The 12,722-nt window shown below is 63.6% G+C and carries 6 protein-coding genes and 3 rRNA genes; 7 read left to right on the forward strand and 2 right to left on the reverse strand.

The genetic code is table 11. The features are described from left to right. Positions 1–17: 17 nt before the first annotated feature. Positions 18–1,688 (reverse strand): phosphoenolpyruvate--protein phosphotransferase, encoded by a 1,671-nt coding sequence (gene ptsP, locus OG700_RS33860; RefSeq protein ID WP_405620311.1) that lies wholly within the window; start codon positions 1,686–1,688, stop codon positions 18–20. 103 nt (positions 1,689–1,791) lie between these two features. Continuing rightward, on the reverse strand, positions 1,792–2,241 hold the full coding sequence (locus OG700_RS33865) for a PTS glucose transporter subunit IIA (protein ID WP_405620313.1): 450 nt from the start codon (positions 2,239–2,241) through the stop codon (positions 1,792–1,794). Between the two features lie 562 nt (positions 2,242–2,803). Between OG700_RS33865 and OG700_RS33870 the strand changes: the two genes are divergently transcribed. The 7 genes from OG700_RS33870 (at position 2,804) to OG700_RS33900 (ending at position 12,720) form a co-directional block, all read left to right on the forward strand. Then, positions 2,804–4,327: ribosomal RNA gene (locus OG700_RS33870) — 16S ribosomal RNA — on the forward strand. A gap of 327 nt (positions 4,328–4,654) precedes the next feature. Continuing rightward, a 23S ribosomal RNA gene (locus OG700_RS33875) occupies positions 4,655–7,778 on the forward strand. 81 nt (positions 7,779–7,859) lie between these two features. Beyond that, positions 7,860–7,976 (forward strand): 5S ribosomal RNA (gene rrf, locus OG700_RS33880). The 16S, 23S and 5S rRNA genes sit together here, the layout of an rRNA operon. 169 nt (positions 7,977–8,145) lie before the next feature. Next, positions 8,146–8,754 (forward strand): CDP-diacylglycerol--glycerol-3-phosphate 3-phosphatidyltransferase, encoded by a 609-nt coding sequence (gene pgsA / locus OG700_RS33885; protein ID WP_405620315.1) that lies wholly within the window; start codon positions 8,146–8,148, stop codon positions 8,752–8,754. A 114-nt stretch (positions 8,755–8,868) separates the two neighbouring features. Beyond that, positions 8,869–11,364 (forward strand): sugar phosphate nucleotidyltransferase, encoded by a 2,496-nt coding sequence (locus OG700_RS33890; RefSeq protein WP_405620317.1) that lies wholly within the window; start codon positions 8,869–8,871, stop codon positions 11,362–11,364. 97 nt (positions 11,365–11,461) lie between these two features. Then, positions 11,462–12,391, forward strand: coding sequence for a DUF881 domain-containing protein (locus OG700_RS33895; protein ID WP_405620319.1), 930 nt, complete (start codon positions 11,462–11,464; stop codon positions 12,389–12,391). Further along, positions 12,388–12,720: a small basic family protein gene (locus OG700_RS33900; protein ID WP_023543062.1), complete on the forward strand. Its 333-nt coding sequence runs from the start codon at positions 12,388–12,390 to the stop codon at positions 12,718–12,720. The genes OG700_RS33895 and OG700_RS33900 overlap by 4 nt, the downstream gene beginning before the upstream one ends. The last annotated feature ends 2 nt before the right edge of the window (positions 12,721–12,722 follow it).

Consider the following 12,722-nt stretch of genomic DNA (forward strand, 5'->3'; position numbering starts at 1 on the left):
CTCCCCATACGGACCGGTCACTCGCCGGACAGCACCGCACGGGCGGCCGACCGCGCCCCGTCGGCGGTGTCGGCCGCACGCGCGGCGGCGGCTGCCCGCTCGCACTGCGCCAGGGAGTACTTCGCCAGCGTCGCCCGCACGTACGGGATCGACGCGGCGCCCATCGACAACGACGTCACACCGAGCCCGGTGAGCACACACGCCAGCAGCGGATCGGAGGCTGCCTCACCACACACACCACAGCTCTTGCCCTCGGCACCGGCCGCGTCCGCCGCCATCGCCACCAGATCGAGCAGCGCCGGCTGCCACGGGTCCTGCAACCGTGACACCGCACCCACCTGCCGGTCGGCGGCGAAGGTGTACTGGGCGAGGTCGTTGGTTCCCAGCGAAAGGAACTCGACCTCCTGAAGAATCGAGCGCGCCCGCAGAGCGGCCGACGGAATCTCCACCATCGCACCGAACTTGGCGTTGAGCCCCGCTTCGCGGCACGCGTCGGCGAACGCCTTGGCATCGGTGCGGTCGGCCACCATCGGCGCCATGACCTCCAGATACACCGGCAGGCCGGCGGCGGCCTTCGAAAGCGCGGTGAGCTGCGTCCGCAGCACATCCGGGTGATCGAGCAGGCTCCGCAGCCCCCGCACGCCCAGCGCCGGATTCGGCTCGTCGGCCGGGGTCAGGAAGTCCAGCGGCTTGTCGGCACCCGCGTCCAACACCCGTACGACCACCCGGCCTTCGGGGAACGCCTCCAGTACCTGCCGGTACACCGCGATCTGCTTCTCCTCCGACGGCGCCTGCTTGCTGTCGTCGAGGAACAGGAACTCGGTACGGAACAGCCCCACACCCTCGGCGCCCGCCTCGACGGCCGCCGGCACATCGGCGGGACCCCCCACGTTCGCGAGCAGCGGCACCTTGTGCCCGTCGGAGGTCGCGCCCGGCCCGGAGGACGCGGACAGCGCGGCCCGCCGCGCCGCCGCCGACTCCTCCAGCTCCGCCCGCTTCTCGGCGCTCGGCTCGACGAAGACCTCACCGGTACTGCCGTCGACAGCGACCATCGTGCCCTCGGCCAGCTCACCGGCACCGGGCAGCGCCACCACGGCGGGCACTCCGAGCTGGCGCGCGAGAATCGCGCTGTGGCTGGTCGGCCCGCCCTCCTCGGTCACGAACCCGAGCACCAGCGTCGGATCCAGCAGCGCCGTGTCGGCGGGGGCCAGATCACGCGCGATCAGTACATAGGGCTCGTCACTGTCGGGTACGCCGGGCATCGGCACCCCGAGCAGCCGCGCCACGATCCGGTTCCGCACGTCGTCCAGGTCGGCGACCCGCCCCGCCAGATACTCACCGGCGTTCGCGAGCAGGGCCCGGTAGGACGCGAACGCGTCGTACACGCCACGCTCCGCCGTGCTCCCGACAGCGATACGCCGGTCCACGTCGGACATGAGCTCCGGGTCCTGGGCCATCATGGCCTGCGCTTCGAGCACCCCCTGCGCCTCACCGCCGGCCAGATTGCCCCGAGCGATCAGGTCGGCGGCCACGGCCTCGACGGCCTGGCGGGCACGCCCCTGTTCGCGCCCGGCCTCCTCGGTCGGGATCTGCTTGGCCGGCGGTTCCAGAACCGCTGTACCCATGTGCCGAACCTCGCCGACAGCCACCCCGTGGCTGACGCCGACGCCTCGCAGCGTTGTCTGCATTGCACCCGTCTCCGGTTGTGCGGCGACCGACGGGATCGCCGCGGTTGATGAACTGGACCGTCGGTCAAGACGGCCGACGGCCGTAACGACTATGTCGGGGAGGTCACTTCCAGCCGAAGAGCGCGTCGCCGGACTTCACTTCGCCGTCCTGGACGACATCGGACAGCGCGTCGACACTCGCGTCCAGCGCCACCACCGGGCAGACCGGCGACTTCCCGGCGGCCTCGACGGCGGCGGGGTCCCAGCGCACGACTGCCTGACCACGCGTCACGGTGTCCCCCTTACCGACAAGAAGCTCGAACCCGGCGCCGTTCAGCTGGACGGTGTCGATACCCAGGTGTGTCAGCACCCCGTGCCCCTCGGAGTCGAGGACGACGAAAGCGTGCGGATGCAGGGAGACGACGGTCCCGTCGATCGGCGATACGGCCTCGGACAGCTCACGCACCGGGTCGATCGCGGTACCTGGCCCGACCATCGCATCGGAGAACACCGGATCCGGCACAGCCGCGAGTCCGATGGCGCGTCCAGCAAGTGGGGACGTCACGCTGGTCATGGGGAGCCTCCCAGGGGGCGGAGATTCGTCTGCCGCCGTCACTACCTGTCATGGACGGCGTACCGTTCAGAAGCGTAAGTCATATGAAGTGACGGTTCCGCCCGAGAGCTGCCAGTTGGCGGCCCTGCGCCGAGCCGAAAATGATTTGCCTGCCAGACGGGGCGACGTGTACTGTCGTACTCCTGCCTGGCCCTTACGCGACTTTCAGCCGCCGGTCGGCAGCATCTATCAAGTCAGAAACTCTCCCGGATTATGACTTCCGCATGCCTGCGGAAGGTGTGGTCAGGGAAGGCGGAAAGTCCTGATAGTGTTTGCAACGCAAGACCGAAGGGAAGCCCGGAGGAAAGCCCGAGAGGGTGAGTACAAAGGAAGCGTCCGTTCCTTGAGAACTCAACAGCGTGCCAAAAGTCAACGCCAGATATGTTGATACCCCGACCTCGTCCACTGTTGTGGATTGGGTTGAGGTTCCTTTGATAGAAACACAGCGAGGACGCTGTGAACGGTTGGCCTTATTCCGGTCGACTGTTCCGCTCTCGTGGTGTCACCCGATTACGGGTAAACATTCACGGAGAGTTTGATCCTGGCTCAGGACGAACGCTGGCGGCGTGCTTAACACATGCAAGTCGAACGATGAAGCCTTCGGGTGGATTAGTGGCGAACGGGTGAGTAACACGTGGGCAATCTGCCCTGCACTCTGGGACAAGCCCTGGAAACGGGGTCTAATACCGGATAATACTGTGCCCCTCATGGGGGACGGTTGAAAGCTCCGGCGGTGCAGGATGAGCCCGCGGCCTATCAGCTTGTTGGTGGGGTAATGGCCTACCAAGGCGACGACGGGTAGCCGGCCTGAGAGGGCGACCGGCCACACTGGGACTGAGACACGGCCCAGACTCCTACGGGAGGCAGCAGTGGGGAATATTGCACAATGGGCGAAAGCCTGATGCAGCGACGCCGCGTGAGGGATGACGGCCTTCGGGTTGTAAACCTCTTTCAGCAGGGAAGAAGCGAAAGTGACGGTACCTGCAGAAGAAGCGCCGGCTAACTACGTGCCAGCAGCCGCGGTAATACGTAGGGCGCAAGCGTTGTCCGGAATTATTGGGCGTAAAGAGCTCGTAGGCGGTCTGTCACGTCGGGTGTGAAAGCCCGGGGCTTAACCCCGGGTCTGCATTCGATACGGGCAGACTAGAGTGTGGTAGGGGAGATCGGAATTCCTGGTGTAGCGGTGAAATGCGCAGATATCAGGAGGAACACCGGTGGCGAAGGCGGATCTCTGGGCCATTACTGACGCTGAGGAGCGAAAGCGTGGGGAGCGAACAGGATTAGATACCCTGGTAGTCCACGCCGTAAACGTTGGGAACTAGGTGTTGGCGACATTCCACGTCGTCGGTGCCGCAGCTAACGCATTAAGTTCCCCGCCTGGGGAGTACGGCCGCAAGGCTAAAACTCAAAGGAATTGACGGGGGCCCGCACAAGCAGCGGAGCATGTGGCTTAATTCGACGCAACGCGAAGAACCTTACCAAGGCTTGACATACACCGGAAAGCATCAGAGATGGTGCCCCCCTTGTGGTCGGTGTACAGGTGGTGCATGGCTGTCGTCAGCTCGTGTCGTGAGATGTTGGGTTAAGTCCCGCAACGAGCGCAACCCTTGTTCTGTGTTGCCAGCATGCCCTTCGGGGTGATGGGGACTCACAGGAGACCGCCGGGGTCAACTCGGAGGAAGGTGGGGACGACGTCAAGTCATCATGCCCCTTATGTCTTGGGCTGCACACGTGCTACAATGGCCGGTACAATGAGCTGCGATACCGCAAGGTGGAGCGAATCTCAAAAAGCCGGTCTCAGTTCGGATTGGGGTCTGCAACTCGACCCCATGAAGTCGGAGTTGCTAGTAATCGCAGATCAGCATTGCTGCGGTGAATACGTTCCCGGGCCTTGTACACACCGCCCGTCACGTCACGAAAGTCGGTAACACCCGAAGCCGGTGGCCCAACCCCTTGTGGGAGGGAGCTGTCGAAGGTGGGACTGGCGATTGGGACGAAGTCGTAACAAGGTAGCCGTACCGGAAGGTGCGGCTGGATCACCTCCTTTCTAAGGAGCATCTAGACCATCGGACCCCTTGGGTCGGGTGGTCCAGGAACCATTTCGTCGGCACCTGTCCGACGGTGGTCGCTCATGGGTGGAACGTTGACTATTCGGCACAGTGAGTCTGTGGTGTTTGCGAGTACTGCCCTTTCGGGGGCGTGGAAAGTGGATGCGGTGGGTTTGCTGGGCCGGGCGCGCTGTTGGGTGTCTGAGGGTACGGGCTTTATCGCTTGTGTCTTCGGTTGCCGGCCCCGGTGAACTCACTGTGTATGCGGTGGGGTGGCGGGTGGTTGGTCGTTGTTTGAGAACTGCACAGTGGACGCGAGCATCTGTGGCCAAGTTTTTAAGGGCGCACGGTGGATGCCTTGGCACCAGGAACCGATGAAGGACGTGGGAGGCCGCGATAGGCCCCGGGGAGCTGTCAACCGAGCTTTGATCCGGGGGTGTCCGAATGGGGAAACCCGGCAGTCGTCATGGGCTGTCACCCGCTGCTGAACACATAGGCAGTGTGGAGGGAACGAGGGGAAGTGAAACATCTCAGTACCCTCAGGAAGAGAAAACAACTGTGATTCCGGGAGTAGTGGCGAGCGAAACCGGATGAGGCCAAACCGTATGTGTGTGATACCCGGCAGGGGTTGCGCATGCGGGGTTGTGGGAGTGCACTTGATCAGTCTGCCGGCTGGTCGGAGAGTCAGAAACCGTACAGGTAGGCGAAGGACATGCGAAAGGTCCGGCGTAGAGGGTAAGACCCCCGTAGCTGAAATCTGTGCGGCTCTCTTGCGTATTTCCCAAGTAGCACGGGGCCCGAGAAATCCCGTGTGAATCTGGCGGGACCACCCGCTAAGCCTAAATATTCCCTGGTGACCGATAGCGGATAGTACCGTGAGGGAATGGTGAAAAGTACCGCGGGAGCGGAGTGAAATAGTACCTGAAACCGTGTGCCTACAAGCCGTGGGAGCGTCGCTGTATGTGCTTGCGCATACAGTCGTGACTGCGTGCCTTTTGAAGAATGAGCCTGCGAGTTTGCGGTGTGTTGCGAGGTTAACCCGTGTGGGGAAGCCGTAGCGAAAGCGAGTCCGAACAGGGCGACATAGTAGCGCGCTCAAGACCCGAAGCGGAGTGATCTAGCCATGGGCAGGTTGAAGCGGCTGTAAGAGGTCGTGGAGGACCGAACCCACCAGGGTTGAAAACCTGGGGGATGACCTGTGGTTAGGGGTGAAAGGCCAATCAAACTCCGTGATAGCTGGTTCTCCCCGAAATGCATTTAGGTGCAGCGTCGTGTGTTTCTTGCCGGAGGTAGAGCACTGGATAGGCGATGGGCCCTACCGGGTTACTGACCTTAGCCAAACTCCGAATGCCGGTAAGTGAGAGCACGGCAGTGAGACTGTGGGGGATAAGCTCCATGGTCGAGAGGGAAACAGCCCAGAGCATCGACTAAGGCCCCTAAGCGTACGCTAAGTGGGAAAGGATGTGGAGTCGCAGAGACAACCAGGAGGTTGGCTTAGAAGCAGCCACCCTTGAAAGAGTGCGTAATAGCTCACTGGTCAAGTGATTCCGCGCCGACAATGTAGCGGGGCTCAAGCGTACCGCCGAAGTCGTGTCATTCGTACATGTAGCCTCAACGGGCGTGCGGATGGGTAGGGGAGCGTCGTGTGCCGGGTGAAGCCTCCGCGGAAGCGAGGGGTGGACGGTTCACGAGTGAGAATGCAGGCATGAGTAGCGATACACACGTGGGAAACGTGTGCGCCGATTGACTAAGGGTTCCTGGGTCAAGCTGATCTGCCCAGGGTAAGTCGGGACCTAAGGCGAGGCCGACAGGCGTAGTCGATGGACAACCGGTTGATATTCCGGTACCCGCTTTGAAACGCCCAGTATCGAATCAGGCGATGCTAAGACCGTGAAGCCGTCCTGGAGCCTTCGGGCAAAGGGGAGTGGTGGAGCCGTCGGACCAGACTTGTAGTAGGTAAGCGATGGGGTGACGCAGGAAGGTAGTCCAGCCCGGGCGGTGGTAGTCCCGGGGTAAGGGTGTAGCCCGAGAGATAGGCAAATCCGTCTCTTGTTGAGGGTGAGACCTGATGCCGAGCCGATTGTGGTGAAGTGGATGATCCTATGCTGTCGAGAAAAGCCTCTAGCGAGTTTCATGGCGGCCCGTACCCTAAACCGACTCAGGTGGTCAGGTAGAGAATACCGAGGCGTTCGGGTGAACTATGGTTAAGGAACTCGGCAAAATGCCCCCGTAACTTCGGGAGAAGGGGGGCCATTTCTGGTGATCATCTTTACGGTGTGAGCTGGGGGTGGCCGCAGAGACCAGCGAGAAGCGACTGTTTACTAAAAACACAGGTCCGTGCGAAGCCGTAAGGCGATGTATACGGACTGACGCCTGCCCGGTGCTGGAACGTTAAGGGGACCGGTTAGTCACATTTCGGTGTGGCGAGGCTGAGAACTTAAGCGCCAGTAAACGGCGGTGGTAACTATAACCATCCTAAGGTAGCGAAATTCCTTGTCGGGTAAGTTCCGACCTGCACGAATGGCGTAACGACTTCTCGACTGTCTCAACCATAGGCCCGGTGAAATTGCACTACGAGTAAAGATGCTCGTTTCGCGCAGCAGGACGGAAAGACCCCGGGACCTTTACTACAGTTTGATATTGGTGTTCGGTTCGGCTTGTGTAGGATAGGTGGGAGACTGTGAAGCTTGGACGCCAGTTCAGGTGGAGTCAACGTTGAAATACCACTCTGGTCGTGCTGGATGTCTAACCTGGGTCCGTGATCCGGATCAGGGACAGTGTCTGATGGGTAGTTTAACTGGGGCGGTTGCCTCCTAAAGAGTAACGGAGGCGCCCAAAGGTTCCCTCAGCCTGGTTGGTAATCAGGTGTTGAGTGTAAGTGCACAAGGGAGCTTGACTGTGAGACCGACGGGTCGAGCAGGGACGAAAGTCGGGACTAGTGATCCGGCGGTGGCTTGTGGAAGCGCCGTCGCTCAACGGATAAAAGGTACCCCGGGGATAACAGGCTGATCTTCCCCAAGAGTCCATATCGACGGGATGGTTTGGCACCTCGATGTCGGCTCGTCGCATCCTGGGGCTGGAGTCGGTCCCAAGGGTTGGGCTGTTCGCCCATTAAAGCGGTACGCGAGCTGGGTTTAGAACGTCGTGAGACAGTTCGGTCCCTATCCGCTGCGCGCGCAGGAGTCTTGAGAAGGGCTGTCCCTAGTACGAGAGGACCGGGACGGACGAACCTCTGGTGTGCCAGTTGTCCTGCCAAGGGCATGGCTGGTTGGCTACGTTCGGGAGGGATAACCGCTGAAAGCATCTAAGCGGGAAGCCTGCTTCGAGATGAGGACTCCCACCCACTTGATGGGGTAAGGCTCCCAGTAGACGACTGGGTTGATAGGCCGGATATGGAAGCATCGTGAGGTGTGGAGTTGACCGGTACTAATAGGCCGAGGGCTTGTCCTCAGTTGCTCGCGTCCACTGTGTTAGTTCTGAGACAACGAACAGTCCGTGACATCATCCGGTTGTTCAGCAGTTTCATAGTGTTTCGGTGGTCATTGCGTTAGGGAAACGCCCGGTTACATTCCGAACCCGGAAGCTAAGCCTTTCAGCGCCGATGGTACTGCAGGGGGGACCCTGTGGGAGAGTAGGACGCCGCCGAACAATCTTTAGCCTCAGTCCCCGGACCATGTCCGGGGGCTGAGGCATTTCTGCGTTCAGGGGCCGTTTCACGACGGGCGGACCGACCCCAAACCCCACGGCGTTCGCCGGCGGTCGGCCCAGGTAGGGTCAGGGGGCATCGTCGGCACATACCCGCACAGGAGGCCCCCGGGTGGAGGTTCAGGAGACCCGCGTCCAGACGGATCGGGTGTTCACCATCCCCAACATCCTGAGCATGGCTCGCCTCCTGGGCGTGCCGCTCTTCCTGTGGCTCATCCTCCGTCCGGAGTTCGGGGGGCCGAACAGCGACGGCTGGGCGTTGCTCGTCCTGATGCTCAGCGGGGTGACCGACTACCTCGATGGCTACCTTGCTCGCCGCTGGAACCAGATCAGCCGCCTGGGACGCCTCCTGGACCCCGCGGCCGACCGGCTGTACATCCTTTCCACCCTGGTCGGCCTGACCTGGCGCGAGATCCTGCCCCTGTGGCTGACCGCGGCGCTTCTGGCTCGTGAGCTGATGCTGCTGGTGATGGTGGGAATCCTCCGCCGGCATGGCTATCCGCCTCCCCAGGTGAACTTCCTGGGAAAGGCGGCTACCTTCAACTTGATGTATGCCTTCCCGTTGCTGCTACTCAGTGACGGGAGCGGATGGCTTGCATCACTCGCCGAAGTTTTCGGATGGGCGTTCGCCGGATGGGGTACAACTCTCTATTGGTGGGCAGGGATCCTCTACGTGGTCCAGGTCCGCCGGCTCGTCAGAGCGGACAGAGTGGCCGATTGAGCTCGTCGATGTGGTGCCGTGCAGAGTCGCCGGCCCGCACCTGATGCCTGCCATACGGCCTGTCCAGATGGGTGACGTCGGCGAGACCGTCTCTTCAAGGAGGACGCTTCCGACATGAAGGCCGTCGTGATGGCTGGCGGCGAAGGCACTCGTCTTCGTCCCATGACCTCAAGCATGCCCAAGCCGTTGTTGCCGGTGGCAAATCGGCCAATCATGGAGCATGTGCTGCGTTTGCTCAAGCGGCACGGGCTCAGTGAGACCGTCGTCACCGTACAGTTCCTCGCCTCCCTCGTGAAGAACTATTTCGGTGACGGCGAAGAGCTTGGAATGGAGCTCACCTATGCCAATGAGGAGAAGCCGCTCGGCACTGCGGGGAGTGTGAAGAACGCCGAAGAGGCGCTGAAGGACGACGCTTTTCTCGTCATTTCCGGTGACGCTCTCACCGACTTCGACCTGACGGACCTCATCGCCTTCCACAAGGAGAAGGGCGCGCTGGTCACGGTGTGTCTGACTCGGGTGCCGAATCCACTGGAATTCGGCATCACGATCGTGGACGAAGAGGGGAAGGTCGAACGCTTCCTGGAGAAGCCCACCTGGGGTCAGGTGTTCTCGGACACGGTGAACACGGGCATCTACGTGATGGAGCCCGAAGTCTTCGACTATGTCGAGGCCGACACCTCGGTCGACTGGTCGGGCGATGTCTTCCCCCAGCTCATGAAGGAGGGCAAGCCCATCTACGGCTATATCGCCGAGGGCTACTGGGAAGACGTCGGGACGCACGAGAGCTATGTGAAGGCCCAGGCGGATGTCCTGGAGGGGAAGGTCGACGTCGATCTCGACGGCTTCGAGATCTCCCCCGGCGTATGGGTCGCCGAGGGCGCCGAGGTCCATCCGGACGCCGTTCTCCGCGGCCCGCTCTACATCGGTGACTACGCCAAGGTCGAGGCGGACGCCGAGATTCGCGAGCACACCGTCATCGGGTCCAACGTGGTCGTCAAGACGGGGGCGTTTCTTCATCGGGCCGTCGTGCACGACAACGTGTACATCGGGCAGCACAGCAATCTGCGTGGCTGCGTGATCGGCAAGAACACCGACATCATGCGCGCCGCCCGTATCGAGGACGGCGCGGTCATCGGTGACGAGTGCCTTGTCGGCGAGGAATCGATCATCCAGGGCAATGTCCGGGTGTATCCGTTCAAGACCATCGAGGCCGGCGCGTTCGTCAACACCTCGGTGATCTGGGAGTCCAGAGGACAGGCGCACCTCTTCGGAGCGCGCGGGGTCTCCGGGATCCTCAACGTCGAGATCACGCCCGAACTGGCCGTGCGGCTGGCGGGCGCGTATGCGACGACGCTCAAGAAGGGCTCCACGGTCACCACGGCGCGCGACCACTCGCGTGGTGCGCGGGCTCTCAAACGAGCGGTGATCTCCGCGCTCCAGGCCAGTGCCATCGACGTACGCGACCTGGAGAACGTCCCGCTGCCCGTCGCCCGGCAGCAGACAGGGCGGGGCAGCGCCGGCGGCATCATGATCCGGACGACGCCCGGTGTGCCCGACTCCGTCGACATCATGTTCTTCGACGAACGGGGCGCCGACCTGTCGCAGGGCGGGCAGCGCAAGTTGGACCGGGTGTACGCGCGGCAGGAGTACCGCAGGGCCTTCCCGGGCGAGATCGGGGACCTGCACTTCCCGGCGAGCGTCTTCGACTCGTACACCGGCTCACTGCTCAGGAACGTCGATACGACGGGGATCGCCGAGGCCGGGCTGAAGGTCGTGGTCGACGCGTCCAACGGCAGTGCCGGGCTCGTTCTGCCCAGTCTGCTCGGGCGGCTCGGCGTGGACGCGCTGACCATCAACCCCGGTCTCGACGAGGCGCGGCCCACCGAGACCGTCGAGTCGCGCAGGTCCGGCCTGGTCAGGCTGGGCGAGATCGTGGCGTCGGCGCGGGCGTCGTTCGGGGTGCGGTTCGACCCCGTGGGTGAGCGGCTGTCGCTCGTGGACGAGCGCGGGCGGATCATCGAGGACGACCGCGCTCTGCTGGTGCTGCTCGACCTGGTCGCCGCCGAGCGGCGCAGCGGGCGGGTGGCACTGCCCGTGACGACGACCAGGATCGCCGAGCAGGTGGCCGCGTACCACGGGACCCAGGTGGAGTGGACGACGACATCGCCCGACGATCTGACCCGGGTCGGCCGTGAGGACTCCACGATCTTCGGCGGCGACGGCCGAGGCGCGTTCATCGTTCCCGAGTTCAGCAGTCTCCTGGACGGCACGGCCGCCTTCGTACGACTGCTGGGTCTGGTCGCCCGTACGCAGCTCACGCTCAGCCAGATCGACGCCCGTATTCCGCGCGCCCATGTGCTGCGCAGGGATCTGGCGACCCCCTGGGCCGTGAAGGGGCTCGTCATGCGGCGGGTCGTGGAGGCGGCCGGTGAGCGGGATGTCGACACGACCGACGGCGTCCGGGTCGTGGAGGCCGACGGGCGGTGGGTGATGGTGCTTCCCGCGCCCGCCGAGGCTGTCACCCATCTGTGGGCCGAAGGACCGGACGACGCCTCCGCTCAGGCGCTGCTCGACGAGTGGTCGGCGGTTGTGGACAGCGCAGGTCAGTGACCTGATGACGGTGTGCCGAAGGCGCTTGGCCAAGGCCCTTCGGCACACCGGTGGGGCCATTCGGCGGTAGCGCCCGCGCCGTGCGACGATGTGCGGCATGCCGCAGCCCCCACCCGTTCGGAGCACACCTTCACCACCCCGGCGTCCCGACGCGTCCATGTCGCTGCTGAACAACGTGATGGACCACAGCCTGGACGACGGTTACGCCGAGGCGGCGGCCCGCAGGGACGCCGAGGACGGCGGGCTGCCCCGCACACTCCGCGCCAAGCTCGGCCTGGCTGCGGGGCTCGTACTGGCCGCGCTGGTCGTGACCGTGGGTGCGGCCGAGGCGCGGATCGCGGCGCCGGTCGTCGCCAAGGAACGCGAAGAGCTGATCGACCGGATCGACGCCGAGACGTCCTCGGCGGACACCCTCGAACGCACGGTGGACAAGCTCCGTGACGAGGTGGGCGCCCAGCAGCGCGAGGCGCTGCGTGACCACGGGGGCGAACAGGGTGAGCTGGTGGCCCTCCTGTCGGGTGCCACGGAGGTCGAGGGGCCGGGCGTGAAGCTGGTCGTCGACGACGCCAAGTCCGCCGACGAGAGTGCCGGCGGCCCCCGTGAAAGCACCAACTTCTCGGACACGGGCCGGGTCAGGGACCGGGACATGCAGCAGATCGTCAACGGTCTGTGGGAGTCCGGGGCCGAGGCGGTGTCCATCAACGGCCAGCGTCTGACGGCCCTTTCGGCGATCAGGGCCGCCGGTGAGGCCATACTGGTCGACAACAAGCCGCTGGTGCCGCCGTACACGGTGCTGGCCGTGGGGGACGGGAAAAACCTGAGCACCGCGTTCCAGGACAGTGCCGACGGGCAGTACCTGCACTCGTTGCAGGAGAACTTCGGTGTCCGTACCAGCATCTCCGACCAGGAGACGGTGCGCCTTCCTGCCGCGCCGAGCCTGATCGTACGTACAGCAGAGCCGAAGGCCGCCGACCCGGGGAAGGGCGACGCAGCGGCCACGGCAGACACAGGGAAGGGCACATCGTGATCGCGGTACTTGGCCTCGTCGTGGGAGTCGTGGTCGGACTGTTGGTTCGACCCGAAGTGCCGGCGGTGGTCGAGCCCTATCTGCCGATCGCCGTCGTGGCCGCTCTCGACGCGGTCTTCGGGGGACTGCGGGCCATGCTCGACGGGATCTTCGTCGACAAGGTGTTCGTCGTGTCGTTCCTGTCGAACGTGGTGGTGGCCGCGCTCATCGTCTTCCTCGGTGACAAGCTCGGTGTCGGCGCGCAGCTGTCCACCGGAGTGGTCGTGGTGTTCGGTATCCGGATCTTCTCCAACGCCGCCGCGATCCGCCGACACGTCTTCCGGGCGTGAGG

Origin of the sequence: Streptomyces sp. NBC_01508, assembly GCF_045040315.1 — a bacterium.
Classification (GTDB): domain Bacteria; phylum Actinomycetota; class Actinomycetes; order Streptomycetales; family Streptomycetaceae; genus Streptomyces.